Genomic DNA, 26,252 nt, shown 5'->3' on the forward strand with positions numbered 1-26,252 from the left:
GCGCGCCGATCGGAAACCAGCGTACGGGCCAGGCCACTCCGCCGCGCAGGGGATCGGCCCCGCGACGACCGGGAACCCGGGACCAGCAGGCTAAGGTTCGCGGACGTACCGGGAACGGCGAGGAGGGCTCTGGATGACTGCGGCTCAGGTGCGGCTGTCGGATTTGCTGCGTGAGCACGGCGAGAGCCTGGTCGAGCGCTGGGCCGAATTGGCCGGCGCCGGTCTGCGCGGGCGCGCGACGACCACGGAACTCCAGCGCGATCTGGGCGAGCTGTTCACCACCCTGCTCCCGGTCGCCGACGAGTCCGCCGACGCCCTCGACGGCGACCGGCACCGCGAACTCAGGGCCTTCCTGGCCGACCTGTCCCGGAACCGGGCGCGCCAGGGGTTCAGCCCCACCGAAACCGCGGCGAGCGTCTTCGCGCTGAAGCAGGCGGTCTTCGAACTCACCGAAAGCAACGACGACCCGGCGGTGTTCCGCCGGCTCATGACCTTCTCCGGGTTGCTCGACGGGCTGGGCCTGTGGACGTTCGAAACGTACGCCTCCGCGCGCGAAGAGATCATCCGGGAGCAGTCCGAGCAGCTGCTCGAGCTGACGACGCCCGTCGTGAAGCTGTGGGAAGGCGTCCTCGCCGTGCCCCTGGTCGGGACGCTCGACTCGGCGCGCACGCAGGTCGTGATGGAGAAGCTCCTCGAAGCCCTGGTCGAGACCGGCTCCCAGCACGCGATCATCGACATCACGGGTGTCCTGGCCGTCGACACCCAGGTGGCGCAGCACCTGCTCAAGACCGTCGTCGCGGCGCGGCTGATGGGCGCCGAGTGCACCATCTCGGGCATCCGCCCCCAGATCGCCCAGACGATCGTCGCGCTCGGGATCGAGTTCGGCGACATCACGACCAAGGCGACGCTCGCCGACGCCCTGCGCCACGCCCTCAGCTTCGAGGGCGTGGAGCTCGTGCGGGGCGAGAAGAGGCCCGCCTGATGGAGCGGATCCCGATTCTGAAGATCGGCGACGTCCTGCTGGTCTCGATCCAGGTCGACCTGGAGGACCAGAGCGTCCTCGCGCTGCAGGAAGACCTCGCCGAAAAGATCAGCACGACCGGCGCGTCCGGGGTGGTCATCGACATCTCCGCGGTGGAGATCGTCGACTCCTTCATCGGCCGGATGTTCGCGACGATCGCCTCGCTGTCGCGGCTGTTCGACGCCGACACCGTGGTGATCGGCATGCGGCCGGCCGTCGCGATCACGCTCGTCGAGCTCGGCCTCACCCTCGGCGGCGTCCGCACGGCGCTGAACCTGGACAAGGGCATGGAGATCCTCCAAGGTCTCCGGGCGGCCCGGAGATGACCTCCGCCGGCGTGGTGGAGGAGATTCCCATCGTCACGGACTCCGACGTGGTCCGTGTCCGCCAGTCGGTCCGGACCCTCGCCCAGCAGATCAAGCTCTCGCTCGTCGACCAGACCAAGCTCGTCACGGCGACCAGCGAGCTCGCCCGCAACACCCTCGTCTACGGCCTCGGCGGCCTCGCCCGGATCGAAGTCGTCACCGACGGCCGCCGCACCGGCGTCAAGGCCGCCTTCCACGACGACGGTCCCGGCATTCCCGACACCGACCTCGCGCTGGCCGACGGCTGGAGCAGCGGCAAGGGCCTCGGTCTCGGCCTGAGCGGGGCTCGCCGGCTGGTGGACGAGTTCACGCTGGACACCGAGGTGGGCCGGGGCACCGAAGTGACCGTGGTCAAGTGGTCACGGTGACCGTCGCGGACTGCCTGCCGGTGACCGAGGACGTCGCCTGGGTGACCGTCGACGATCCGACCGCCGCCGGCCGGGCGCGCCGGATCGCCACCGGTCTGGCCGAGCGGCTGGGGTTCCCGGAGGGACGGACCGCCGAGGTCGGCATCGTCGTCACGGAGCTGGTGACGAACCTGGACCGCCACGCGCGGCACGGCACGCTCGTGGTCCGCTCGGTCCGCGCGACCACCCACGCCGCGGTCGAGGTCGTCGCCGCCGACCGCGGCCCCGGCATCGGCGATCCGGCCACGGCGATCGAGGACGGCCATTCCACCGCGGGCACCCTCGGGGTCGGGCTCGGCGCGGTGCACCGGCTCTCCGACGCGGTGACCGTGTTCTCCGAGCCGGGACACGGCACGATCGTCACCGCCCGGTTCCGTTCGGCCGGGGCGGAGCTGGCCGAGGACGCGGCCGGGATGACGCGGCCGATCACCGGTGAAGAGGTCTGCGGCGACGCCTACGCCGTGATGCGGGCGGACGGCCGCATGCGGCTGATGATGTGCGACGGCTCCGGGCACGGGCCGCTGGCGGCCAGCGCGGCGCGGGAGGCCGTCCGGATCTTCTGCGAGCGGCCGGCCGGAGAACCACCGGAACAGGTGATCGCCGCAATCCACACGGCGCTGCGAAGCAGCCGGGGCGGCGCCGTCGCCATCGCGGACCTCGCTCCGGCCGAGGGCCGGGTCCGTTTCGCCGGGGTGGGCAACATCGCCGGCTCCGTCGTCCTCGGCGACCGGAAACAAGGCATGATCTCGGTGCCTGGGATCGCGGGCTACCAGGCCCGGACGATCCGCGCCTTCGACCACGAGCTGCCCGCCGGCGCCACGGTCGTGCTGCACAGCGACGGGCTCACGGAGAAGTGGCGCCCCGGCCAGTGGGGCGCGCTGTTCGACAGCACCCCGCTCGTGATCGCCGCCGCCCTGGTGCGCGACGCCGGCGTCCGCAACGACGACGCGGGTGTCCTCGTCGGCAAGCCGCGGCCATGACCCCCCGGCCCCGCGCCAACGAACTCCTGCGGATGACCTTGTCCGCCGAATCCGGCGTGTTCGCGATGCGGCAGTACGGCCGGGAAGCGGCCAAGGCGATCGGCCTCGACCCGCAGGACCAGGTCCGCGTGGCCACTGCCCTCAGCGACGTCGGCCGCGACCTCGTGCGCAGCGGCACCGAGGCGGCGGTCAGCTTCGCGCTGACTTCGACGTCCGCCCCCGGGCTGGCGATCGAGATCGGCTGGCAGGGCCCGCCCGCCGACGTCGTCCTCGACGTCAGCCGGGACACCACGGCCCGGCTGATGGACGAGGTCACCACCACCCACGAGGCCGGCCGGGCCACCATGACCATCACGAAGGGCCCGACGACAGGTTCAGCGCCCATGATCATTTCTCTCGACGCCCTGCGCGAACGGCTCGCCGGAGGCCGGGCCGCCGGCCCGCTCGACGAGCTGCGCGCCCAGAACCACGAGCTGCTCACCGCGCTCGACGACCTCGAAAGCAAGCGGCAGGAACTGCTGCGGCTCAACGAAGAGCTCGAAGAGACCAACCAGGGTGTCGTCGCGCTGTACAAGGAGCTCTCCGAGGAGCTCGAAGAGACCAACCGCGGCGTCGTGGCGCTCTACGCCGAGATCAACGAGAAGACGACGCAGCTGGCCGCGGTCAACGAAGCCAAGACCCGCTTCTGGTCGAACATCAGCCACGAGCTCCGCTCGCCGGTGAACTCGATCGTCGGCCTCGCGCGTATGCTCGGCGCCGACGGAGCCGAACCGCTCTCCGGCGACCAGCGACGCCAGGTCCGGCTGATCAACGACTCCGGGGAGACCCTGCTCGCCCTGGTCAACGAGCTGCTCGACACCGCCAAGGCCGAATCCGGCCGGCTGGTCCCCCAGCCGACGCCCGTCGACGTCCGCGCCGTGCTGCTGCACCTGCACGGCGTGCTGCGCTCGACCGTCCCGGCCGGGGTCGAGCTCCGCATCGACGAAGCCGAGGTCGACACGCTCGTCACCGACGAGACCATGCTCGTGCGCATCCTCCGCAACCTGCTCTCCAACGCCATCAAGTTCACCGAGCGCGGCACCGTGGGCCTCGCCGTGACCGCGGCCGGCGACGAGCACGTCCGCTTCACCGTCACCGACACGGGCATCGGCATCCCGGCCGAGCAGCTCGAGCGCGTCTTCGAAGAGTTCCACCAGGTCCGGAACAAGCTGCAGGCGAAGACCTCCGGCACCGGGCTCGGACTGTCCTACGCGCGGAAGCTGGCCGAAATCCTCGGCGGCGAACTCGTCCTGACCAGCGAGGTCGACCAGGGCACCACGGTGGAGCTGCGGGTGCCCGCCCGGCCTCGCGGCGGCGACATCACCGCGCTCGGCAGCGTGCTCGTCGTCGACGACGACCCGGTGTTCCGCGCCGAGTTCACCCGCCGGCTCGCCGAGCTCTCCCCCGAGGTCCGGGTGGCCGGCGACGGCCGGGAAGCGCTGGAGACGCTGGCCGGGTTCCGGCCCGACGTCGTCTTCCTCGACCTGGCCATGGCCGGCATGAACGGCCGGGAGGTCCTCGCCGTGCTCCGCGCGAAGCCGGACCTGTGCGACCTGCCCGTCGTCGTGGTCACCTCCGCGGTCCCCGGCGGGATGGACCTCACCGCGACCGGGCTGCGCGCGGCGCTGCTGCTGAAGTCGCAGATTTCCGCCGAAACCGTCCGGCTCGCCGTCGGAGAAGCGCTCGCTGTAGTGCGGAGGACGTGACATGCCGAACCCGGCCGCGACCATCCTGATCGTCGACGACCTGGAGGCCAGCCGCTACCTGGCCGGCAGCTGGCTGCGCCGCAACGGCTACCACGTCGTCGAGGCAGGCACCGGCGGCGCGGGGCTCGAAGCGGTCGCCGAGCACCGGCCGGACCTCGTCCTGCTCGACGTCAACCTCCCCGACATCAGCGGGATCGAGGTCTGCGAGCGGATCAAGGCCGACCCGGCGACGTCCGCCATCCCGGTGATCCACATGTCCGCCACCGCCATCGAGACGGACGACCTCACCCGCGGGCTCAACCGCGGCGCCGACGGCTACCTCATCGAACCGGTGGCCCCGGCCGAGCTGCTCGCGGTGGTCGAATCGGCGTTGCGGTACCACCGCGCCCGCGCCACGGCCGAACGGCTGGCCCACCGGCTCACGAAGCTCACCGAAGCCACGCTCGCCATCAACTCCGCGACGACGTTCGACGCCTACCTGGCCGCGGTCGCCGCGGGCGCGGCGGCGATCTTCGCGGCCCCGGCGACCGCGCTGGCGACGACGCCGCAGGGTTCGGTGCGCACCGTGAGCGCCGCCGAGGACCACCGGCAGTCCACCGGCACCGAACCGGCCGTGCTCGACAACCTGACCGCGTCCCTCCTGCTGCCCCACATGCGCACCACCGTCAGCGGCGGGCACGAGCTCGCGTGGCGGCCCGGGCGCAGTTCCACGGTCATGCTGGCCCGGGCGAAACCCGGCGCCGACGTCGTGTGCGTCGCGGTCGACGACGCGCTGGCGGCCACCGACCAGGACCGGGACGTCCTCATCCAGCTCGGCCAGGTGAGCGCCCTGGCCGCCGACGCCCTGCGCACCCTGTCCCGGGAGCGCGACCTGGCCGTCGCGCTGCAGCGGAGCCTCCTGCCCCGCAGTCTCCCGAGCAGCCGGGAGCTGCCGATGGCGGCCCGCTACCTCCCGGCGTCCCGCCACACCGAGATCGGTGGCGACTTCTACGAGGTGACCGAGCTCGACGGGCGCCTGCTCATCGCGGTGGGCGACGTCTCGGGCCACTCGCTCGAGGCCGCGCTGGTGATGGGCGAAGTGCGGCACGCGTTGCGCGCCTACGCCGTCGAAGGGCACGGCCTGGTGGACATCCTCGACCGCCTCGACGCCATGGTGAGCCGCTTCCACCCCGACGGCCTCACGACCGCGTGCCTCATGCTCGTCGATCCCGCGACCGGCGCCACCGAGGTGGCCTGCGCCGGGCACATCCCGCCGCTCCTGGCCGACGCGAGCGGAAAACGCTTCCTCGACATCCGCGGACCGCTGCTCGGCGTCGGGCTCCCCCGGCCGCCGTCGACGGAGTTCGAACTCCCGGTCGGCACCCTCGTGCTCCTGATCACCGACGGGCTCATCGAGCGGTCCGGCACGGACCTCGACGCCGGGATGGCCGCCCTCGCCGCGGCCGTCGCGCACGACGCCGACCTCGAGGTCCTGTGCGACGGGCTGCTCGACGAGTTCGGCCGCGACGCCCAGGACGACATCGCCCTGCTCGCCTTCCGGCGCGACGCCTGAAAGGGATTTCCCGGCTAGCGTTCGGTCAGCAGCGGGACCACGGCCAGCCAGGCCAGCGCCTCGGCGGCGTCCCGGTGCACCGGGACGACCCGGTCCAGCCCGAGGACGGCGATCGGCCGCAGCAGCGACCGGCTCCGGCCGGCGACCGCGAACGGCACCCGGTTCAAGACGGCGTCGGCGGTGGCGTCCACCAGGATCGTCACCACCCGGGCCGCGCAGAACGTCACGGCCGAAGCGTCGAACACCAGCGCCGCCGGGCGCTGCCGGACCAGCCGGTCCAGCAGCGCCGCGAGGTCGTCGGTGACGGCGAGGTCGAGGTCGCCCGCGGCCACCACGACCGTCGCCTCGGCGGTCGTGAGCACCTCGAGGGAGCCGGGCGGCGGGGGTACCGAAGGAGGTCGCGGTGGCGGAACCACGGGTGGCCTCCTCAACGGAAAATCCGTGAGGCCGAACCGTTCGGTCCCACGCCGGCCCCGGAGGGCCGCGGGTCGTGGTGCGACGGCGTTCGAACCGGAACCGCCGCGCGGCCAACCGTACACGGATCCGCCGTCCCCGCCTGATCGGCAGCGGTCGTCAGGTCACCGGCTCGTCCGCCGGGCCGAGCAGAGCCGGGATGGCGGTGTGGCCGTTGGACAGGAACGACGGCACGGTGGCCAGCTCCGCCGGATCCACGGCCAGCCGCAGCTCCGGGAACCGGGCGAACAGCGCGGGCAGCGCGATGGCGGCCTCGAGGCGGGCCAGCGGAGCGCCCAGGCAGAAGTGCACGCCGTGCCCGAAGGCCAGGTGCTGCTTGTCCGCACGGGACAGGTCGAACTCGTCGGCCGTGTCGCCGTGCTCGGCCGGGTCGCGGCCGGCTCCCGCGTACGCCGCCAGGATCGCCTCGCCCTTGCCGATGATCGTGCCGTCGTCCAGGACGATGTCTTCGACCGCGTAGCGCAGCGGCAGGTACGGGACCGGGGCCTGCCAGCGCAGCGTCTCCTCGATGACCTCGGCCCAGGTGTGCTCGCCGCGCCGGACGGCGGCGAGCTGGGCGGGGTGGGTCAGCAGGGCGGTGACCGCGTGGTCGAGCAGGTTGACCGTGGTCTCGTGGCCCGCCGTGAGCATGAGGATGAGGGTGTCGACCAGCTCGTCCGCGTCGAGCCGGGTGGCGTCTTCGGCCCGCGCCGTGATCAGGGCGCTCGTGAGGTCGTCACCGGGGTTCGCGGTCTTCTCGGCGACCAGGCCGCGCATGAGCTCGTACAGCTCGAGCGAGTTCGCCTGCGCCTGTTCGGCGGTGACGGTCGTGTCGAAGATGGTGTCCACGACCGAGCGCATCGCGTCCCGGCGGTCGGCCGGCACGCCGAAGAGCCGGCAGATCACCTCGACCGGCAGCAGGTAGGCGAACTCCTCGCGCAGGTCGACCTGCTCCGCGCCCGCGCCCGCGAGCCGGTCGAGCAGCTCGGTCGTGATCTGGTCGATCTCGGGCCGCATGGCCTCCACCTGACGCGGGGTGAAGGCCTTGGACACCAGGGTCCGCAGCCGCCGGTGGTCCGCGCCGTAGGTGGTGAACATGTTGCGCACGGACACCCAGATCAGCAGCGGCCAGTCTTCGCCGATCCGCCCTTCGCGCAAGGCGGTCCAGTGCGCGCGAGGATCCTTCGACACCCGGGGGTCGGTGAGGAGCTTGCGCAGGGTGGCCGCGTCCGCGACCGCCCACGCCGGAACGCCGCCGGGCAGTTCGACGAGCCCGGCCGAGCCTTCGGCACGCAGGAGCCGGGCCTCTCCGTGCACGTCCTGGCCGGTCACGTCGAGCCGCAGGACATTGCCGCTGGTCATCTCGCCTCCCCTTACCCGGTACTCGGTCCGGCCCACCCGAACCGTAGGCCGTCCTTCCGGTTTTACCAGTGGCACAGCGGTTTCCGTCACGGGGGCGTAAGAATCGGCGACGCGAATAGGGGTGACCCCAGCCCGTGATCAGCCGGGTCGGAAGAATTCGAGCAACCTCCGAGAAGCGTCCGGCGCCATCAGCAGTTCCTGCATCTTCGCGGACATCCGGGCGGCCTTGCCGGTGCGTTCGAACATTTCGCTTTCGTATTCCTTGACCGCGGCGGGAAAGCCGTCCGGGTGGGCGGCCAGCGCGAGGCCGAGCAGGGCGCCGTCGAGCAGGGCCATGTTGGCGCCCTCGCCCACCGGGGGCATCAGGTGCGCCGCGTCGCCGATGAGCGTGATGTCCGGTTTCGCCGGCCAGGTCAGGCCCAACGGGAGCGAGGTGATCGACCGTGGCACCACCACGTCGTCGCAGGCCTCGATCAACGCGATGAACCGCGGGTCCCAGCCGTCGAGCAACTCGATCAGCCGCGCCCGGGCGGCGGCCGGGTCGTCGAACGGGATCCCGCTGCCGGCGAACCAGTCCTCGCCCGTGTTGTAGAAGTTGACGCCGATGCGGACGCGGCCGTCACCGTTGCGCTGAGCCGCCAGGGACACTCCGTCGCCGAACACCCAGTAGTTGCCGCGCCCGAGCATCGCCGCGAGGTCGGGGTGCGTGCGGTCGATGTCGGGAATGCCGACCTCGACGACGTTCTGGCCGAGGTGCACCGGGCGGGCGTCGGTGAGCAGCGAGCGGACCCGGGACTGCGCGCCGTCCGCGCCGACCAGCAGGTCGTACGGCGCGCTGCGGCCGTCCGCGAAACGCAGCAGGCCGTCGCCGGCGGATTCGAACGCGTGCCCCCAGCGCACCGTGCCTTCGGGGAGGGAGTCCAGCAGCAGGTCGCGCAGGTCGGCGCGGTCGACCTCGGGTCGCAGGGACGGCGCGTCGTCCGGCGTGTCCTCCTGGAGCAGCAGCGTGCCGTCCGGTTCGAGCAGTCGCATGTCCTGGCCTTCCGGCCGGGCGATCTCGTGGAACTTCTCGATCAGGCCGGCCTCGCGCAGCGCCCGCTGCCCGGAGTGGATGTCGAGCATGCCGCCCTGGCCGCGCGCCTCGCGCGACGGCTCCCGCTCGTACACGACGGCCTCGATGCCCTTCACGTGCAGCACCCGGGCCAGGGCCAGGCCGCCCATCCCGGCTCCGACGATGGCGATCGTCATGGTTCCCCCTTCGATACAGCGTATTGACGGATACAGTGTATCGAAACAGGCGTTGTATTGTCACCGCATGTTGGTGTGGGAGCGGCCGGAGCCGCCGGATCGACCGGTGCCGGCCCCGCTGAGCCGGGAGCGGATCGTCCGTACGGCGATCGAGCTGGCCGACGTGAACGGGCTGGAAGCGGTGTCGCTGCGCAAGGTCGCCGCCGCGCTGGACGTCGGGCCGATGCGGCTGTACGGCTACATCGCCACCAAGGAGGAGCTGCTCGACCTGATGCTCGACGCGGTCTACGCCGAGATCCGGCCGGCCGGAGCCGGGTGGCGGGAGGCACTGACGTCGGTCGCCGAAGCGACCCGGCGAGCCGTCCACCGGCACGAATGGCTCGCCGACCTGATCGGCGGGCGGCCCCAGCTCGGGCCGAACGCGCTGGCCAGGGGCGAGGCCGTGCTGGCCGCGATGGACGGCGTCGACGTGGACGTCGTGATGCCGGTGGTCACCGCGGTCGACGCGTACGTGATCGGCACGGTGCGCCGGGAGATCGCCGAGCGGCGCGCCGAACGAGCCTCCGGGATGAACCAGCGGCAGTGGCAGGCCGCCTACGGGCCCTACCTCGAGCGGACCTTCGCGACCGGCCGCTACCCCGCGCTGGAGACGGTCATCCGCGACGCGGCCCACCTGGACGCCGACGAGACCTTCCGCCTCGGCCTCGGCTTCCTCCTCGACGGCATCGGCGCCGGCCTCCCGACCTGAGCCGACGCGTCAGCCGCGGAGGCGGGCGAAGAACTCGTCGAGCTGACCGAGCTGCCGCTCCGGGGTGGCCTCCCGCGGCGACAGAACGCCGAGGATCTGCAGGCCCATGAGCATCGCGAGCAGCTCGTCGACGACCGCGTCGGTGCTCGGCGGCTCGCCGATCTCGCCGTCGGCCGCCGCCTCGGTGAGGCGGGCGCTCATCTCCACCCGCCAGCGGTTCATGAAGCCCGTGTGCATCTCGGCCTTTTCGGGGGAGTTCAGCGCCTGCTGCCAGAACGTGATCGCCAGCCGCGCCTCGGTGCGGCGTTCGTCGTCCAGCGGCATGATCTCCAGGCACAGCGTCCGGAGCCCGGCCAGGCCGTGGCGGTCCCCTTCCGCCTTGTCGGCACGGGTGTTCGTCGCCTCGAAGATGTGCTGGAAGGCGGCCGTGAGGACCGCGTCCTTGTTCGGGAAGTAGTAGAGCAGCGCCCCGTTCGCGAAGCCGGCCGCTTCGGCGATCCGGCGGGTGGTCACCGACTGGATGCCTTCCTCGGCGACCAGCCGCCACACCACACCGATGATCTCCCGACGGCGCGCGTCGTGATCGACAACCTTGGGCACTGACGCTCTCTTTCCGACGGCGGCTCGTCCCGCCACCCTAGGCCGTGACCCAGCCGTGACTTCCAGCCCTCTTTATTTTGTACAAGTGCTCAGTATAGTTGCCGCCACGCGCTCAAGGAGGACGCCGATGCCGCAGCATCCGCTCGCCCCGGTGACGGCCGAAGAGATCCGGACCGTCCGCGAAACCGCCGAAAAAGCCGGACTGGTCACCGAAAGCACCCGGTTCGTCTACGTCGGCCTCGAAGAACCCCCGAAGGCCGATGTGCTCGCCGGCCGCGGTGGCCGCCGGTTCCGCGCGCTGCTGCTGGACCTGGCGGCCCAGGCGTCCCACGACGTCGTGATCGACGTGGCCGCCGCCGAAGTCGTGTCCGCCACCGAGCTCGACACCGCGACCAGCGGCCAGCTTCCCGTGCTGGACGAGGAGTTCGAGCTCGTCGAACAGGTCCTCGCCACCGACGAACGCTGGCTCGCCGCGCTCGAAGCCCGCGGGCTCGCCGTCGAAAACGTCCGCGTGGCCCCGCTTTCGGCCGGCGTCTACGCCGACGAGTACCCCGGGGAGTCCGGCCGGCGGATCCTGCGCGGCCTGGCTTTCCTGCAGGAGCACGAAACCGACTCGGCGTGGGCCCACCCGATCGACGGCCTGGTCGCCTACGTCGACACGATGAACCGGGTCGTCGACCAGGTCATCGACAGCGGGCCCGTGCCGGTGCCGCGCGAGTCCGGCAACTACGACGACCCGGCGGTGCACGGACCCCTGCGCACCACGCAGAAACCGATCGAGATCACCCAGCCCGAGGGGTCGAGCCTGCACCTCGACGACAACCTCCTCACGTGGGAGAAGTGGTCGCTGCGCGTCGGGTTCGACGCCCGGGAAGGCCTGGTCCTGCACCAGATCGGCTTCGACGAAGGCGACGGCGTCCGCCCGGTCGTCTACCGCGCGTCCATCGCCGAGATGGTCGTGCCCTACGCCGACCCGGCCCCGGTGCGGTCGTGGCAGAACTACTTCGACACCGGCGAATACCTCGTCGGCCGGTACGCGAACGCGCTGGAGCTCGGCTGCGACTGCCTCGGCGAGATCACCTACCTGGACGCGGTGATCGCCGGCGAACTCGGGGAGCCGAAGACCCTCCCGAACGCCGTCTGCATCCACGAAGAAGACTTCGGAATCCTGTGGAAGCACACGGATCTGTGGTCCGGTTCGGCCCAGACCCGGCGTCAGCGTCGGCTGGTGGTGTCGTTCTTCACCACCGTCGGCAACTACGACTACGGCTTCTACTGGTACTTCTCCCTCGATGGCACGATCGCCTTCGAAACCAAGGCGACCGGCGTCGTGTTCACCTCGGCGCACGACGGCGGCGAATACCCGTACGCGTCGCAGATCGCCCCCGGGCTCGGCGCGCCGCTGCACCAGCACCTGTTCAGCGCGCGGCTCGACATGACCGTCGACGGCGTGCGCAACCGGGTCGAGGAGATCGACGTCGAACGGGTGCCGATCGGGCCGGACAACCCGCGCGGCAACGCTTTCACCACGCGCCGGACCGTGCTCGAACGGGAGTCCGAAGCCCAGCGCGACGCCGACCCCGGCCGCAACCGGGCGTGGCACATCGTCAACCCCGGCCGCGAGAACCGCCTCGGCCGGCCGGTCGGCTACGCCCTCGTCCCCGAAGGCCTGCCGACGCTGCTCGCCGACCCGCGGTCCTCCATCGCGCGCCGCGCCGGGTTCGCCACGAAACACCTGTGGGTGACGCGCTACGACCCGACCGAACGGTACTCGGCGGGCGACTTCGTCAACCAGCACGCCGGCGGGGCCGGGCTCCCGGCCTACGCGGCCCAGGACCGTTCGCTGGCCGACGAGGACGTCGTCGTCTGGCACACCTTCGGCCTGACACACGTGCCGCGTCCCGAGGACTGGCCGATCATGCCGGTCGACCACGCCGGCTTCACTCTCAAGCCGGTGGGGTTCTTCGACCGCAACCCGACGCTGGACGTGCCGCCGTCCGCGAGCGCGCACTGCCACCACTCAGGGGACCCGGCATGACCGCCGCGGACCTCGTCGTCACCGGCGGCCGGATCCGGACGCAGGACCCGCGGCAGCCGTGGGCCGAAGCGCTGGCCGTGCGCGATGGCGTGCTGACAGCGGTGGGCGGCGCCGCCGACGTACAGCCGTTCATCGGACCGGACACGGTCGTCCGCGACCTCGGCGGCGCGACGGTGGTGCCGGGCCTGATCGACGGGCACGTCCACCTCAACCTCGGCGGCAGCCAGGCCGCCTTCGAACTGCCGCTGCTGCCGACCGACGACCTGCCCACGATCCTGCGCAAAGTGCATGCCTGGGCGGAAAACCTCGCTCCCGGCGCCTGGCTCGTCGGCGGCATCATCGGCAGCACGGTCCTGGACGGCCTGACCGGCGGCGACGTCCTGGCCCGCCTCGACGAGGCCGCGGGCGGGCGGCCGGTGCTGCTGCGCGACGACAGCATGCACAACCGGTGGGTGAGCTCACGGGCGTTCGAAGCGATGGGCGTCCGAGCCGATTCGCCCGACCCCGAAGGCGGCCGATACGTCCGCGATGCCGACGGCCGGCTGACCGGCGTGCTGCACGAAGCGGCGTCCGCGCAGGCCGAAACCGCCTTCGCCCGCTCGATCACCGACCTCCCGGCCCGGACGGCCACCGCCGTGCGCCGCGCGATCGAGGTCCTCAACGGCTACGGCGTCACCTCGGCCCAGGAAGCAGCCACGATGCTCGGGCCCGCGACCGCGCTGCACGACCTCGAGGAAGCGGGTGAGCTCAACGCCCGCGTCGTCCTCTCCGCGCCCGCTCGCCCGTTCCTCGAAGACGGCATCGTCGGCGAGGACCTCTTCGCACAGCTGGAAAAGCTGCGCGGCGAGCTGGTGCGCCCCGACTTCGTCAAGATCGTGCTCGACGGCGTCCCGATGACCCGCACCACCGCCTTGCTGGCCCCTTATCGTTGCCACCACGGGGAAGAACCGTTCCGCGGCGAGCTCTACTGGACCCTGGAGGAGCTCATCGAGCAGCTGAGCCGGTGTGCCGAACTCGGGCTGGGCGCGAAGCTCCACGCCACCGGCGACGCTTCGGTGCGGCTCGTGCTCGACGCCGCCGAGCAGCTCCGCGGCACGGGCGCGGATCTCGGCCTGCAGATCGCCCACACGGAGTTCGTGCACCGCGACGACATCGGCCGGTTCGGCGCGCTGGACGTCGTCGCCGACCTCTCCCCCTACATCTGGTACCCGGGCGTCATCCAGGACAGCATCGGCGCGCAGGTCGAGCCGGAGCTGGTCGAGAGGTCGTGGCCGGTGCGCGACCTCGTCGACGCGGGCGCGCTCGTCGCGGCCGGGTCCGACTGGCCGTGCGCCGCGCCGACGCCCGACCCGTGGACCGGCCTGGAAACCCTGGTCACCCGCGCCAACCCCGACGGCCGGTTCCCCGGCACGCTCAACCCCGGCCAGGCCGTCACCGTCGAGGAAGCGCTTGCCGCCTTCACGACCAACCCGGCGAAGACGATGGGGATCGACGACGTCGCCGGCCGCCTGGCGCCCGGGTACGCGGCGGACTTCCTCGTGCTGGACCGGAACCTGTTCGAGATCGACCCCCGCGAAATCCACGCCACGGTGGTCGAGCGGACGTACTTCGCCGGGCGGCTCGTCCACGAACGCGAGCCGTCGAACCCCTGACGCACCACCGTGCGCCGGCCACCCCACCCCGTCTCCCCCGGAGCCGACCATGGCCGAACCGAGCACCACTCCCGTCCCCGCCACCGACACCGGCCACACCCTCCGCGGTTCCATCGGGATCGCCGGGATCGTCTTCCTGGTCGTGGCGGCCGCCGCCCCGCTGACCGCGATCGGCGGCGCGCTGCCGGTCATGTTCGCGATCAGCAACGGGCCCGGCGTCCCGCTCGCCTACGTCGTCGTCGCGATCGTGCTGCTGCTCTTCAGCGTCGGCTACGCGACCATGAGCCACCACGTCGTCGACGCGGGCGCGTTCTACGCCTACGTCACCCGCGGGCTCGGCCCCGCGACCGGGCTCGGCGCGGCCGGGCTCGCGCTGCTGACCTACACCGCCATCCAGGCCGGGATCTACGGCCTGGCCGCGACGACCTTGCAGGGGCTCATCACCCACTACGGCGGGCCTTCGCTCCCGTGGTGGGTTCTCGCGGGGGTGTTGCTGCTCGTCGTGGCCCCGCTCGGCTACCGGAGCATCAACCTCGGCGCCCGGGTGCTCGGCGTGATGCTGGTGCTCGAGATGAGCGTGCTGGCCGTGCTCGCCGTGACGATCCTCGTCAAGGGCGGGCCCGAAGGGTATTCGGCCGGCTCGTTCAGCCCGGCGGGGTTCTTCCACGGGGCGCCGGGGATCGCGATCATGTTCGCCGTCGCGTCGTTCATCGGGTTCGAGGCGACGGCGATCTACGGGGAGGAGGCGCGCTCGCCCCGGCGGACCATTCCGGCGGCCACCTACATCGCCGTGCTGCTGATCGGCGTGTTCTACGCGGTCTGCAGCTGGGCGATGGTCATCGCCTACGGCCCGTCGAAGGTCGAAGCCGCGGCCGGCGGCGACACCGCGGGCCTCGTCTTCAGCGCGGCCGCGCGGTACCTCGGCACCGCGTACGCCGACATCATGAACATCCTGCTGCTGACGAGCCTGTTCGCCGCGCTGCTGGCGTTCCACAACGCGATCGCGCGCTACCTCTACGCCCTCGGCCGCCAGGGCGCCGGCCCGGAGGCGCTGGCCCGCACGCACCGCAAGCACGGCTCGCCGCACATCGGCTCGCTCACGCAGTCGGCTTCGGCCGCCGTCATCCTCGCCGTGTTCGTCCTCGCCGGCACCGATCCCGTGCTGAACCTGTTCACCTGGATGTCCGGGCTGGCGACGGTCAGCATCCTGGCGCTGATGGTGCTCACCGGCGTCGCGATCATCGTGTTCTTCGCCCGGAACCGGGTCGACACCCGGAGGTGGCACACCCGGGTGGCGCCCGCGCTCGGCTTGGCCGGGATCGTCGGGGTGACGGTACTGGTGCTGGTGAACTTCACGACGCTGATCAGCGGCTCGGTGGCGCTGGCGAGCATCCTGCTCGCGCTCGTGGTGCTGTTCTTCGCCGCCGGGCTCGTGGTGGCCCGGTTCACCCGCGCGTCGCGCGCCCGGGGGCTCAGCTGAGCGGGTAGTGGATCATCTCCACGCCGCCACTGGCGTAGTTCGGCACGTCCGCGGCCACGGCCTTGCCCGCGTCGGAGCCGAGCGCCGTCGCCATGGTCTCGGCCGACTCGAAGTCGGCGTGGAACACGGCGAAGTACTTGCGCTCCCCGGCGAGCGAGGCGACGTCGAAGGAGTACTGCGACTGGAGGATGCCGGGTAGCTTCGCCGCCAGGGGCAGGTGGGTGCTGACGTAGTAGTCCCGGAAGTGGGCCTCGTCGGCGGGCGGCGGGTAGAGCACGGTGAGGCGGTGCATGGGGGTCCTTTCGGCAGCGGTCTCCCCCAGCCTGGCACACCTCGTCAGTCCCGGGCGGCGGTGTGGGCCCGGTCGATCGCCGGCATGTGCTCCTCCGCCCAGTCGCGCAGGGCGGCGAGCGGCACCTCGAGCGAGCGCCCCAGGTCGGTGAGGCGGTAGTGGACCTTCGGCGGCACCGTCGGCTCGACCCGGCGCGCCACCAAACCGTCGGCCGTGAGGCTCTGCAGCGTCACGGACAACATCTTCTGCGACACCCCCGGCATCCGCCGTTGCAGCTCCGCGAAGCGCACCTCGTCCGGGCCGGCGTCGGCCAGCACCTTGACCACCATCGACGTCCACTTCGTGCCGATGCGGTCCAGCAGCCGGCGGGTCGGGCACGCGGGGTCGAAGAGGTCGCCGCGCGTGCCCTTCGCCTTCGGCGAGGGGGTCACCTGGAGCTCACCACCTGTCGGGGAAGTGCCGTCTTGGCCGGGCCGTGGTTGTTACCTACCGTCAGCCACTAACCAATGGTAACCGCCGAGGAGGCAGCGTGCGCGAACACCGGATCACCGCGAACGGCATCGACGTCAACGTCGCGATCGGCGGCCGCGGGCCCGCGCTCCTGCTGCTGCACGGCTTCCCGCACACCTGGCGCCTCTGGAGCGCGGTCATCCCGCACCTGACCCCGCACCACCGCGTCATCGCCCCCGACCTGCGCGGCCTCGGCGCGACCACCCGAGCCGACGGCGGTTACGACGCCGGCACTCTCGCCGCCGACGCCGAAGCGCTCCTCGACGCCCTCGGCGAACCGGCGGCGACGGTCGCCGGCATCGACGCGGGAGCCCCGCCCGCCTTCCTCCTCGCCCTGCGCCGCCCCGACCGGGTCCACCGGCTCGTCCTGATGGAGTCCCTGCTCGGCCGCCTCCCCGGCGCGGAAGACTTCCTCGCTGGCGGGCCGCCGTGGTGGTTCGGGTTCCACGCCGTCCCCGGCCTCGCCGAGACGGTCCTGACCGGGCACGAAGACGACTACATCGGCTGGTTCCTCGACGCCGGCACCCGGGGTCGAGGCGTGCCGGCGTCGCTCCGGGACGAATTCGTCGCCGCCTACACGGGCCGCGAGGCGTTGCGGTGCGCGTTCGCCCACTACCGGGCCATGCCCGAAAGCGCGCGGCAGATCTCGGAGGCGGTGGCGGCGCGCCGGCTCACGGTGCCCACCGTGGCGATCGGCGCCCACCCGGTGGGCGACACCCTCGCGCGCCAGCTGCGCCCGGTGGCCGACGTGCTGGAGTCCCACGTCATCGCCGACTGCGGCCACATCATCCCGCTGGACCGCCCCGACGCCCTCGTGCCGCTGCTGACGTCAGGCAGGTCCCACCCGGTGTCCGCCCGCTGAGCTATACGATCGGTGACGACACCTCGGAGAAGGGGATCCCGGGCCGATGACGGACAGCCGGCTGCACTCACCCACTCAACCTCCCCACCGGATCGGCTTCGCGGTCACGTGCTGGTTCCTGGCGGTGCTCGGCGGGATCGCCGCATTCCTGTTCGGCTCGGCCGCGGCGATGAGCACCGACTCGTGCCGGCCGGACGACACCCTCTTCCCGTGCACCGAAACTGGGCAGCAAGTCGTCTTCTGGCTGCCCCCGGTCGGCTGGATCGTCGCGATCCTCGTCGCCTGGATGACCAGCGCGCTCCTTGTCCGGCACCACAAACCCCGCTGGCCCGGCATCCCCGCCGGAGTGGTGACCTATGCGGTCGCAATGGCCGCCGGCTGGTTCGTCGCGGTGCGCTGATCCCCGGTGTTCAGGAAGCCGTGCGGGTGAAGGTCACGTGCGTGACGCCGCTCGGTGAGGACGTCGCCTCGACCTGGTAGTCCTTCTCGAGGCCCTCCAGCCCGTCCCACAAGCGCACCCCCCGGCCGAGCAGGATCGGGACGATCACCACGTGCAGGTGGTCGACCAGGCCGGCGGCGAGGAACTCGCGGATCGTCGTCGCACCCCCGCCGAGGCGGATGTCCTTGCCCTGCGCGGCTTCTCGCGCGACGTCGAGGGCTTCGACCGGTGACGCGTCGAGGAAGTGGAACGTCGTGCCGCCCTCCATCTCGATCGGCGGGCGCGTGTGGTGAGTCAGGACGAAGACCGGCGTGTGGAACGGCGGGTTCGGGCCCCACGCGCCTCTCCACGAAGGGTCCTCGTGCCAGCCGGGGTGGCCGAACTTGCCGGCGCCCATGATCTCGGCGCCGATCCCCGGGTCGTGCTGCCGGATGAACGCGTCGTCGACGCCGCCGCTGCCGCCGGGCTGCCACCACCGGGTGGTGAACATCCATTCGTGCAGCCGGTCCCCGGCGTGACCGAAGTGGGCGTCGGCGCTTTGTCCCTCACCGGTGCCGTAGCCGTCGAGGGAAATGGCGAAGCTGTGTACGCGGACGAGTGTCATGGCATCGAGCCTGCAGGGGATCGACGCATCCGTCCAATGTCAATGCTGATGCCTTTTCATAGATACAGTCGATGAATGCTGGACGTCACCAGACTCCGCGTCATCGACGCGCTCGCGCGGTTCGGCTCGGTCACCGCGGCGGCCAAGGAGCTGCACTACACGCAGCCGACGGTCAGTCACCACCTCGCCCGGCTCGAGGCCGAGACCGGCGCGCAGCTGCTGCAACGGGCCGGGCGCGGGATCCGGCTCACGCCGGCCGGGCAGCTGCTGGCGTCCCGGGCGGCCGAGATCCTCGGGCGGATCGACGCCGCCGACGCCGAGCTGTCCGCCCACGTCGGGCTGAGCGCCGGGCGGGTGCGCCTGGCCAGCTTCTCGTCCGTGATCGGCTCGCTCATCCCGCGGGCGGTGGCCGCGTTGACCCGCAAGCATCCCGGCCTGCAGATCGGCCTGACCGACACGGAACCACCCGAAGCACTGGAACTGCTGCGCACCGGCAAGATCGACGTCGCGATCATCTTCCGCTACGACGACACCGAGCCGGAACCGCCGGACGTCCGCCTGCACCACCTGCTCGACGATCCGCTGTACCTGCTCTCCACCAGTCCCGGGCAGACGCTGTCCACCCTGCGCGACGCCACCTGGATCGCCGGCTGCGACCGGTGCCGCCGCCACCTGCTGTCGCTGTGCGCCGAGGCGGGGTTCGAACCCCGGATCGGCTACACCTCCGACGACATGGTCGTCATGCAGGCATTGGTCGTCGCCGGGCTGGGCGTGACGACCAGCCCCGGGCTGGCCTTGCGCGCCCACCGCGCCGACGGCCTCGTGGCGAGCGAGCTGCCCGGGTCGCGCCAGCACATCTACGCGGCGACGTACGGCGAACCACCCGACCCGCCCGCCACCACCGCCCTGCTCGCCGCGCTCGCCGAAGCCGCGGCGTCCGTGTCAGGGGAGTCCTGAAGCGCTCAGACCGTGGTGATCTCGGGATCGCCTTCGAGGTAGGTCACGAGGTTCACGGGCGAGTACGCCGTCGCCTGGTGCCGGTCCCGCGCGCTCGACGCCAGCGACTCCGACGGCGCGTCCTTCTCGCCGATCGGGCGGTCGGCCGAGCCGAACAGCCGGAAGAACGCGTTGAGGGAGATGTGCAGCTTCCCCTCCGCCTTCGCATCGGCCAGGCCGTCGAACGCGCCCGGGTCGAAGGCGAGGCCGCACTTCGCGGCCCGGTTCGCCATCCACCGCAGGGAAAGGTCCGACAGGTCGTGCTCCGGGTACCCACCGCCGACGTCGGAATGGGCTCCGGCGAACCAGACCTGCTCCCGCTCCTGCTTCTCCTCCGCACGTTTCGACGACGGCTTCCAGACGGCCGGGACGTACGACTTCCGGTGCTCGTCGACCGCCAGCGCCTGGAAGGCCGACTGCACGGTCGAGGACAGCTTCATGTCGTGGAACTGCCAGCGCTCGTTGAACTTGTGGAGCAGCCGGCCGCCGCTCAGCGGGATGCCCAGCGCGCCCACCGTGTCCCACACCCCGATGAACCGGATGGGCGTCACGTCTTCGTGAGCGTGCTCCTCGCGGAACCGGACGGCCTCGGGAGCGTCCGGCCCGGTCTCCTTGTCGCGGTCCCGGTAGAGCCGGTACGCCGCACCGACCAGGCCGTCGTGTTCCGGACGCAGGACGCCACAGTTGCGGATGAGACCGACGGTGCTGCGCGCGGTGTAGGCGCCGCGGCTGAACCCGAAGAAGAACAGCTCGTCCCCGGGCACGTAGTGCTTGACGACGAACTCGTAGGCCTTCCGCACGTTGGCCGACAGCCCCCAGCCGAACGCGCCGCCGGCGATGTGCCCCAGCCACGGCAGGCCGGCGCCGACCCCCCGGACGTAACAGGACGGCTGACGCACGCCGTCCGCGGCCTCGCCGGGCACGGCGCGCCACACCTTCGAGACGTTCGTCCAGGCCGGCTGCTTCAGCGAGTTCCAGGTCCCGTCGCAGCAGATCACCAGTCGTTTCTTCATTGCGCCTCCCCGGCCCGCCGGACAAGCGTGAGTCGCGTCCGGCCGGTCGCCCGTTACGCCGGGACCGACCACGTCGGACAGGATCCGGTCCCGGCCGGCCACGAGAACGCGGCCCGCACCCGCCCACCGGAAACGGACGCTCAGCCGTAGACGGTCAGCCAGATCGACCGGGCCAGCGCCTTCGCCATCGCCGGGTCCGCCTCCGGGCCCGAGGCGGCGCAGTGCAGGGAGATCGTGCGCTCCACCATGCTCGCCAGGAGGCGGGCGGTGTTGGCGCAGTCGACGTCTGCGCCGACCGTGCCCGCGCTCTGCTCCTGCTCCAGGCGCCGTTGCTCGGTCTCCACGAACGCGCCGACCTTGCCCAGCCAGTACGTTCCGACCTCCTCGTCGTAGTACGAGACCTCCGCGAGCGCGCGCAGCACCCTCGGGTGGGTGCGGTAGACGGCCAGCATCGCCGTCATGGCCCGCTCGACGCCCGCCGGGCCGTCCCCGTGGTCGGCCGCCCACCACTCGGCCGCCGCGTCGAACAACCCCTGCAGCGCTTCGTCCGCCACCGCGATCAGCAGCCGGCTCTTGTCGGGGAAGTGCAGGTAGAACGTCGAGCGCGCGATCTCGGCCTTCTCGGCGATGCGCAGCACGGAGATCTCCGTGTACGGCGTGCCCGCCCCCAGCTCGTTCTCCACCGCCTCGACGAGCCGTCGCACGATCTCCTCGCGCTTGGGTCGGCTGCGGCTCGGTCTCGTCACGGACGGCATGCCGCGAATGGTACAGGTGCCCTATTGACTCATGGACAGTATGTCGACACCCTGTCTATGAACTCCCCGAGGAGGGTCAGATGAGATTGCGTCACAACGGTGTGGTGGCAATGATCACGGCCACTGCCCTGAGTTTGAGCACCCCGGCGCCCGCGTACGCGCAGGACGTCGTCCCCCCGCCCACCGACATCACCGGCTCGGACACGACCCGGGTCCCGGGCCACCTCGCCCAGCCGCTGCTCGACGACGTCGCGCACCCGGGCTCGGCCACCGAGTGGTGGTACGTGCACCTGATGGACCCTGCGACCGGCCGCACGTTCATCGCGTTGTTCTTCACCGCACCGGCGCCGGTGACGACGATGTTCTACTACCCCGAAGACGGCCAGAAGCTGGTGCTGCCGGTGGCGGCGACGCCGACTGTCGCGAGCACCACGACCCCGTCCGCGGTCAACAGCGCCGGCGGAATCGTCTACGACCGGCTGCGCGGCGAGTACCACTTCGTCTTCCACGCCAACGGTTACGACATCGACGCCTGGCTCGACCGGGCGACGCCGGGCGTCACCGGCGGCCCCATCCGCTACGACGGCGGCCAGGAGATGTACTGGTCCTCACCGGTCGCCACCAGCCACCCCACCGGAACCATTCGCACGCCCGACGGGCGGACCACGGACCTCGCGGGCTGGCGCGGCTACCACGACCACAACTGGGGCAGCTTCAACGTCATCGACCAGCGCTACTCCGGCTGGGAGTGGGGCGTCTCGCACGAACCCGACGGCAGCGCCACGCTGCTGGGCGGGGTCGTGAAGGGCAACGGCGTCTGGCAGGGCGTCATCGCCCACGCCACCGAGGACGCCGTCGTCGGCTGCATGGCCACCATGCGCCTCTACGACTGGCAGGTCGCCGGCGCGTATTCGTACCCCGCCTATGAAAACGCTTCCTGTCCCGACGGCGCGGCGCGGAAGTTCGTCCCCGGCGGCTACGATCCGCAGCCGCTCCCGGGTCTCGACTACACCTTCCACGTGACCGAACCGTTCATCCTCGACGTCGGGCTCCTGGCGCTGCCCGAGTCCGTCGGCGAGACGGTGCCGGGGTCGATCGGGCTCATCGAGCACATCCGCACGCTTCCGCCGCGCACCGGGGGTGGACAGTGAACCTCAGCAGGAGAACGGTTCTGCGCGGAACGGCGCTGACCGGCGTCGCCCTCGCGCTCGGCGGCACCGCCGAGGCACGCGCGGCCGCCGGCGGGCGGGTGGCCGTGCTCGGCGGCGGCATGGCCGGGCTGGCCGCGGCCCACGAACTCGTCGAACGCGGCTTCGCCGTCACGGTGTACGAAAGCACCGGACTCGGCGGCAAGGCGCGCAGCGTGAGCAAACCCGGCACGGGCGCCCTGGGCCGCGCCGACCTGCCCGGTGAGCACGGGTTCCGGTTCTTCCCCGGCTTCTACCACAACGTGCCGGACACGATGTCGCGGATTCCGTTGCCGGGCAACGGTAACTCGGTCCTCGACCACCTGGTGTCGCTCAGCGGCGCGCTCGTCTCGCGCACCGGGCGGGCCGACATCGAACTCGCCATCCCGACCGACCCGATCGCGCGGCCACTGGACCCCGACTCGCTGCGCGACAGCCTGATCGGCCTCGTGCAGCAGCTCGGCGCGCTGCCGCCGCAGGAGATCCTGCTGTTCGTCAACCGCCTGCTGGTGTTCATGACCAGCAGCGAACGCCGCCGGGCGGGTCAGTGGGAGAACGTCTCCTTCTGGGACTTCATGCGCGCGGAGAACCAGTCCGCCGAGTACCAGATCGCGCTGGTGCGGTTCATGACCCGCGGGCTGGTGGCGCTCAAGGAGAAGGTGGCGAACACCCGCACGGTCGGCTCGATGGCCGAGGCGTTCGTGTTCTCCTTCCTCGGGCGGGGCACCAACGGGCAGTCGCCGGCGCGGATGCTCGACGGGCCGACGTCGGAGACGTGGATCGACCCGTGGGTGACCCACCTGACCGGCCGCGGCGTGCGGTTCGAGGTCGGGCAGACGGTGCGGTCGCTCGAGCTCTCCGGCGGCCGGATCGTCTCGGCGACCGTCACCGACGCCGGCGGCTCGGCCACCCGGGTCACCGCCGACTGGTTCATCTCCGCCGTCCCGGTCGAACGGGCGCAACAGCTCCTGTCTCCGGAGATCCTGGCGCGCGCGCCCGAGCTGCGGGGCATCGGCCGGCTGCGGACCGACTGGATGAGCGGGGTGCAGTTCTACCTGCGCGACACCCCGCCGATCCAGGCCGGCACCCAGCTGTTCCTCGACTCGCCGTGGGAGATCACGTCGGTGCTCGACAGCACGTTGTGGGACCGGAACATCCCCGCGCAGTACGGCGACGGCACCACCCGCGACATCCTGTCCCTGGACGTGTCCGACTGGGACACCCCCGGGATCCTGTACGGGAAACCGGCCCGGGAGTGCACCATCGACCAGATCTACGCCGAGTGCTGGGCGCAGCTGCAGGCCGCGCTGCACGACACCGGGCGGACCATCCTGCCCGACAGCCTCCGGTACACGCAGTTCCTGGACCCCGCGATCCGGGAGACGGGCAGCGGCCTGGTCAACGACACTCCGCTGTTCATCAACACGGTCGGCAGCTACCAGGACCGGCCGGAATCGGCGACGTCGATCCCCAACCTCTTCATGGCCGGAGACTTCGTGCGGACCGACATCGACCTGGCGACCATGGAGGGCGCCAACGAATCGGGGCGGCAGGCGGTGAACGCGCTGCTCGACGCCGCCGGCGTGGCCGGCGGCAGGGTACGCGTCCAGACGCTGTTCCAGCCGCCGGAGCTGGTTCCGGTCAAGGCCGTCGACGCGGCCCGGTACGCGGCCGGGCTGCCCAACGCGCTCGACATCCCCGGCTGAAGGGTTCCATGGACACCGAAGTCATCGTGGTCGGCGCCCGCCCGGCCGGGTCGGCGACCGCCATCGCCCTGGCCCGCGCCGGGCGGCGCGTCGTCGTCCTCGACCGGGCGCACTTCCCGTCCGACACGATTTCCACGCACCTGCTGTGGCCGGGCGGGGTCGCCGAGCTGAGCAGGCTCGGTGCGCTGGAGCGCGTCGAGGCGGTCGGCGCGCCCCGGCTGCCGATCGGGATGGCCACCAGCGACGGGGTGACCGTGCGCGGCCGCTACTCCACTGTGGACGGTATCGGCTACGGCATGTGCGTGCGCCGCACCGGGTTGGACGCCGCGTTGGTGACGACCGCCCGGGCCGCGGGCGCGGAGGTGCGCGAGGGCAGCAAGGTCACCGGGCTGATCGTCGAGTCCGGGCGCGTCACGGGCGTGCGGTTCACCGAGCGCGACGGCGTCGAGCGGCAGCTGCGCGCGCCGCTCGTCGTCGGCGCGGACGGCAGGCGCAGCACCGTGGCCAAGCTGCTCGGGGTGCAGGAGCCTTACCGGCGGCAGCCGAGTGGGCGAGCGTGCTTCTTCGGCTACTGGACCGATGCGAAGACGGAGTGGCGGAACACCGCCATCCAGTGGCGCGCGGAGGCCGAGCTGGGCACGGCGTTCCCGTGCGACGGCGGGTTGCTGCTGTGCCTGCTGCAGCCCCCGGAATCGCGCGTCGCGGACTTCCGGGGCGACGCGCTCGCGGAGTACCTGCGGACGATCAAGGCGATGCCGGGGCTCGCCGAGCGGCTGCGTGGTGGCGAGCTGGTCGGCGGGGTCCGGTCGGCGACCGGGATCGAGTCGTACTTCCGGCGCTCGTCCGGCCCCGGCTGGGCCTTGCCGGGCGACGCCGGGCACTTCAAGGATCCCGTGACCGCACAAGGAATCCGTGACGCGCTGCGCTACGGCAGGCTGCTCGGCGAAGCGGTCGCGCCGGTGCTGCACACCGATGAGCTCGACGCGACGCTACTGGCGTGGGAACGCCGGCGGGAGATCGACTGCCTCGAGGTCTACCAGTGGACCAACGGGCTCGCGGCCGGCGAGCCGATGACGCCGCTGGAGCTGGAACTGTTCCGCGCGGCCCGGAAGCGGGACGGGCTGACGACGCGGTTGCTGGACGTCTACAACCGGGCACTCCGGCCGGCGGAACTGGTGGGCCCGGTCCGCGGCATCGCGCTCACGGCCACCGCGCTCGCTCGCGGCACGGAAAGCCGTTCGGCGGTGCTGAAAGCGCTGTCCCGGCAGGTCCGCACCACGGTTTCCAATGCGCTGGAACGCCGCCGGGTCCGGCGTCATCCACTGCCGCCGAGCACCGGCGCAGCGACGGATCGGCCCACCCGGAGGTGAGCCGACCCGTCATCGCGGAAGCGAGCGTCAGCCGCGCAGCAGGGCGAGAATCTGGTTCAACAGGTTCACGAGCGCCTGCAGGTTGCTCAGGGGGCCCGGGTCGAGCAGACCGGCGATCGCGCACAGCAGGTTGCCGAGCAGGTTGCCGGGGCCGGCCTCGGCCGTGATGTTCAGGTGGACGCGGTCGAGGTGCACGACCAGGCCGAGCAGGTCGAGATCGAGCGGCCCGAGCACCAGGTCGAGGATTTCGCACGACGCCACCGCGGCGGCGGCCGGCACGGTGACCGCGCGGGACTCGGTGCCGACCTGCTGGCCGGCGGAGTCGGTCAGGGTCACGTCGGCGACGCCGTTGGCCAGCAGGTTGCTGCCGTCCGTGGCGAAGTCGGTCGGGGTGAAGGTGCCGACCGCCGTACCGGTGCCGCCCGCCGCGTCGGTGAACGTGCCGGTGATCGGGGTGGACAGCGCCGGGATCGCCGGTGCCGCCGGGGCGGCGGACGCGGTGCCGACGCCGGTGAACAGGGCGACCATCGCGGTCACGAGGATCGCGACTACTGCTGTGATTCCGGTCTTGCGGACTCTCATGGTGAACTCCTTGCTGTGGAGGATCGGACACTCCAGGGATCCACCGAAATGGCTTCGAGAAACGCGAAAAGCGGAAAAACCCGAGGTGAGCAATCTCAACTGATCGACATGGCGTTTCGCCGTAACCAATCCGGGTTCGGCTCGTTTGCGACTCGGCGTTCGCCCGCGGATTTTCCTTATCGTATCATGTTTATCGAGCTCGACAGCGTCCCGACCGTCGCGAATGAACTGTCCATTCAGAACTACTGTGACAGACCCGAAGAAATGTTCCCATGGATCGGCTGA

The 26,252-nt window shown here is 71.5% G+C and carries 27 protein-coding genes; 17 read left to right on the plus strand and 10 right to left on the minus strand.

From position 1 onward, the window contains the following. Window positions 1-133: 133 nt before the first annotated feature. The 6 genes from AB0C38_RS43790 to AB0C38_RS43815 are packed head-to-tail and all read left to right on the plus strand — an operon-like array spanning window position 134 to window position 6,070. Window positions 134-982 carry an STAS domain-containing protein gene (locus AB0C38_RS43790; RefSeq protein WP_360685491.1) on the plus strand — a complete coding sequence of 283 codons (849 nt, stop codon included), beginning with the start codon at window positions 134-136 and terminating at the stop codon, window positions 980-982. Beyond that, window positions 982-1,347: an STAS domain-containing protein gene (locus tag AB0C38_RS43795; protein ID WP_360685494.1), complete on the plus strand. Its 366-nt coding sequence runs from the start codon at window positions 982-984 to the stop codon at window positions 1,345-1,347. Before AB0C38_RS43790 ends, AB0C38_RS43795 begins: the two co-directional genes overlap by 1 nt. Continuing rightward, entirely contained in the window at window positions 1,344-1,754 is a 411-nt protein-coding gene (locus tag AB0C38_RS43800) for an ATP-binding protein (protein ID WP_360685496.1), read from the plus strand. Before AB0C38_RS43795 ends, AB0C38_RS43800 begins: the two co-directional genes overlap by 4 nt. Next, the gene (locus tag AB0C38_RS43805) at window positions 1,742-2,773 is read left to right on the plus strand and encodes an ATP-binding SpoIIE family protein phosphatase (RefSeq protein ID WP_360685499.1); all 1,032 of its coding nucleotides are present in this window, start codon (window positions 1,742-1,744) and stop codon (window positions 2,771-2,773) included. The genes AB0C38_RS43800 and AB0C38_RS43805 overlap by 13 nt, the downstream gene beginning before the upstream one ends. Then, entirely contained in the window at window positions 2,770-4,518 is a 1,749-nt protein-coding gene (locus AB0C38_RS43810) for an ATP-binding protein (RefSeq protein WP_360685502.1), read from the plus strand. Before AB0C38_RS43805 ends, AB0C38_RS43810 begins: the two co-directional genes overlap by 4 nt. A 1-nt stretch (window position 4,519) precedes the next feature. Beyond that, window positions 4,520-6,070, plus strand: coding sequence for a fused response regulator/phosphatase (locus tag AB0C38_RS43815; protein WP_360685505.1), 1,551 nt, complete (start codon window positions 4,520-4,522; stop codon window positions 6,068-6,070). A gap of 14 nt (window positions 6,071-6,084) precedes the next feature. Here AB0C38_RS43815 and AB0C38_RS43820 read toward each other — a convergent pair whose 3' ends face one another. The 3 genes from AB0C38_RS43820 to AB0C38_RS43830 all read right to left on the minus strand — a co-directional run bounded on the left by AB0C38_RS43820 (window position 6,085) and on the right by AB0C38_RS43830 (window position 9,133). Beyond that, window positions 6,085-6,486, minus strand: coding sequence for an STAS domain-containing protein (locus AB0C38_RS43820; RefSeq protein ID WP_360685507.1), 402 nt, complete (start codon window positions 6,484-6,486; stop codon window positions 6,085-6,087). A 157-nt stretch (window positions 6,487-6,643) separates the two neighbouring features. Further along, entirely contained in the window at window positions 6,644-7,885 is a 1,242-nt protein-coding gene (locus AB0C38_RS43825; RefSeq protein WP_360685510.1) for a cytochrome P450, read from the minus strand. Window positions 7,886-8,023: 138 nt separating this feature from the next. Continuing rightward, entirely contained in the window at window positions 8,024-9,133 is a 1,110-nt protein-coding gene (locus AB0C38_RS43830) for an NAD(P)/FAD-dependent oxidoreductase (RefSeq protein ID WP_360685513.1), read from the minus strand. A 67-nt stretch (window positions 9,134-9,200) separates the two neighbouring features. On the opposite strand from AB0C38_RS43830, the gene AB0C38_RS43835 reads away from it, so the two are divergent. Further along, window positions 9,201-9,881 carry a TetR/AcrR family transcriptional regulator C-terminal domain-containing protein gene (locus tag AB0C38_RS43835; protein ID WP_360685516.1) on the plus strand — a complete coding sequence of 227 codons (681 nt, stop codon included), beginning with the start codon at window positions 9,201-9,203 and terminating at the stop codon, window positions 9,879-9,881. A gap of 9 nt (window positions 9,882-9,890) precedes the next feature. Here the strand turns inward: AB0C38_RS43835 and AB0C38_RS43840 are convergent, their stop codons facing one another. Then, window positions 9,891-10,481, minus strand: coding sequence for a TetR/AcrR family transcriptional regulator (locus AB0C38_RS43840; protein ID WP_360685519.1), 591 nt, complete (start codon window positions 10,479-10,481; stop codon window positions 9,891-9,893). A gap of 85 nt (window positions 10,482-10,566) precedes the next feature. Between AB0C38_RS43840 and AB0C38_RS43845 the strand changes: the two genes are divergently transcribed. Genes AB0C38_RS43845 through AB0C38_RS43855 form a run of 3 tightly spaced genes read left to right on the plus strand, consistent with a single transcriptional unit; the run spans window position 10,567 to window position 15,651 of the window. Next, on the plus strand, window positions 10,567-12,519 hold the full coding sequence (locus tag AB0C38_RS43845) for a primary-amine oxidase (protein WP_360685521.1): 1,953 nt from the start codon (window positions 10,567-10,569) through the stop codon (window positions 12,517-12,519). Continuing rightward, window positions 12,516-14,171 carry an amidohydrolase gene (locus AB0C38_RS43850; protein ID WP_360685524.1) on the plus strand — a complete coding sequence of 552 codons (1,656 nt, stop codon included), beginning with the start codon at window positions 12,516-12,518 and terminating at the stop codon, window positions 14,169-14,171. The genes AB0C38_RS43845 and AB0C38_RS43850 overlap by 4 nt, the downstream gene beginning before the upstream one ends. 49 nt (window positions 14,172-14,220) lie before the next feature. Continuing rightward, the gene (locus AB0C38_RS43855) at window positions 14,221-15,651 is read left to right on the plus strand and encodes an APC family permease (RefSeq protein WP_360685527.1); all 1,431 of its coding nucleotides are present in this window, start codon (window positions 14,221-14,223) and stop codon (window positions 15,649-15,651) included. Here AB0C38_RS43855 and AB0C38_RS43860 read toward each other — a convergent pair. Next, the gene (locus tag AB0C38_RS43860; protein WP_360685530.1) at window positions 15,644-15,943 is read right to left on the minus strand and encodes an EthD family reductase; all 300 of its coding nucleotides are present in this window, start codon (window positions 15,941-15,943) and stop codon (window positions 15,644-15,646) included. The genes AB0C38_RS43855 and AB0C38_RS43860 overlap by 8 nt on opposite strands. A 44-nt stretch (window positions 15,944-15,987) precedes the next feature. Next, window positions 15,988-16,374, minus strand: a complete 387-nt coding sequence (locus tag AB0C38_RS43865; protein ID WP_360685533.1) for a helix-turn-helix domain-containing protein — start codon at window positions 16,372-16,374, stop codon at window positions 15,988-15,990. Window positions 16,375-16,472: 98 nt separating this feature from the next. Here AB0C38_RS43865 and AB0C38_RS43870 point away from each other — a divergent pair, with 98 nt between their 5' ends. Next, window positions 16,473-17,315: an alpha/beta fold hydrolase gene (locus tag AB0C38_RS43870; protein WP_360685536.1), complete on the plus strand. Its 843-nt coding sequence runs from the start codon at window positions 16,473-16,475 to the stop codon at window positions 17,313-17,315. A 46-nt stretch (window positions 17,316-17,361) separates the two neighbouring features. After that, window positions 17,362-17,715, plus strand: coding sequence for a hypothetical protein (locus tag AB0C38_RS43875; protein WP_360685539.1), 354 nt, complete (start codon window positions 17,362-17,364; stop codon window positions 17,713-17,715). A 10-nt stretch (window positions 17,716-17,725) separates the two neighbouring features. Here the strand turns inward: AB0C38_RS43875 and AB0C38_RS43880 are convergent, their stop codons facing one another. Continuing rightward, window positions 17,726-18,358: a dihydrofolate reductase family protein gene (locus tag AB0C38_RS43880; protein WP_360685542.1), complete on the minus strand. Its 633-nt coding sequence runs from the start codon at window positions 18,356-18,358 to the stop codon at window positions 17,726-17,728. Between the two features lie 75 nt (window positions 18,359-18,433). Here AB0C38_RS43880 and AB0C38_RS43885 point away from each other — a divergent pair, with 75 nt between their 5' ends. Beyond that, on the plus strand, window positions 18,434-19,315 hold the full coding sequence (locus AB0C38_RS43885; RefSeq protein ID WP_360685545.1) for a LysR family transcriptional regulator: 882 nt from the start codon (window positions 18,434-18,436) through the stop codon (window positions 19,313-19,315). 5 nt (window positions 19,316-19,320) lie between these two features. Here the strand turns inward: AB0C38_RS43885 and AB0C38_RS43890 are convergent, their stop codons facing one another. Both AB0C38_RS43890 and AB0C38_RS43895 read right to left on the minus strand, forming a co-directional pair. Continuing rightward, a complete protein-coding gene (locus tag AB0C38_RS43890) occupies window positions 19,321-20,367 on the minus strand; it encodes a DUF2235 domain-containing protein (protein ID WP_360685548.1) in 1,047 nt (348 codons plus the stop codon). 140 nt (window positions 20,368-20,507) lie between these two features. Further along, window positions 20,508-21,122, minus strand: a complete 615-nt coding sequence (locus AB0C38_RS43895) for a TetR/AcrR family transcriptional regulator (RefSeq protein WP_360685551.1) — start codon at window positions 21,120-21,122, stop codon at window positions 20,508-20,510. Between the two features lie 110 nt (window positions 21,123-21,232). Here AB0C38_RS43895 and AB0C38_RS43900 point away from each other — a divergent pair, with 110 nt between their 5' ends. Genes AB0C38_RS43900 through AB0C38_RS43910 form a run of 3 tightly spaced genes read left to right on the plus strand, consistent with a single transcriptional unit; the run spans window position 21,233 to window position 25,385 of the window. Next, complete coding sequence (locus AB0C38_RS43900) at window positions 21,233-22,273, plus strand: hypothetical protein (protein WP_360685553.1); 1,041 nt, start codon at window positions 21,233-21,235, stop codon at window positions 22,271-22,273. Next, entirely contained in the window at window positions 22,270-24,015 is a 1,746-nt protein-coding gene (locus AB0C38_RS43905) for an FAD-dependent oxidoreductase (protein ID WP_360685556.1), read from the plus strand. Before AB0C38_RS43900 ends, AB0C38_RS43905 begins: the two co-directional genes overlap by 4 nt. 8 nt (window positions 24,016-24,023) lie before the next feature. Beyond that, entirely contained in the window at window positions 24,024-25,385 is a 1,362-nt protein-coding gene (locus tag AB0C38_RS43910) for an NAD(P)/FAD-dependent oxidoreductase (protein WP_360685559.1), read from the plus strand. Window positions 25,386-25,412: 27 nt separating this feature from the next. Here the strand turns inward: AB0C38_RS43910 and AB0C38_RS43915 are convergent, their stop codons facing one another. Continuing rightward, window positions 25,413-25,967: a hypothetical protein gene (locus tag AB0C38_RS43915; RefSeq protein WP_360685562.1), complete on the minus strand. Its 555-nt coding sequence runs from the start codon at window positions 25,965-25,967 to the stop codon at window positions 25,413-25,415. Between the two features lie 48 nt (window positions 25,968-26,015). On the opposite strand from AB0C38_RS43915, the gene AB0C38_RS43920 reads away from it, so the two are divergent. Further along, the gene (locus AB0C38_RS43920) at window positions 26,016-26,252 is read left to right on the plus strand and encodes a hypothetical protein (RefSeq protein WP_360685565.1); all 237 of its coding nucleotides are present in this window, start codon (window positions 26,016-26,018) and stop codon (window positions 26,250-26,252) included.

Source organism: Amycolatopsis sp. NPDC048633 (genome assembly GCF_040650695.1).
GTDB lineage: Bacteria > Actinomycetota > Actinomycetes > Mycobacteriales > Pseudonocardiaceae > Amycolatopsis.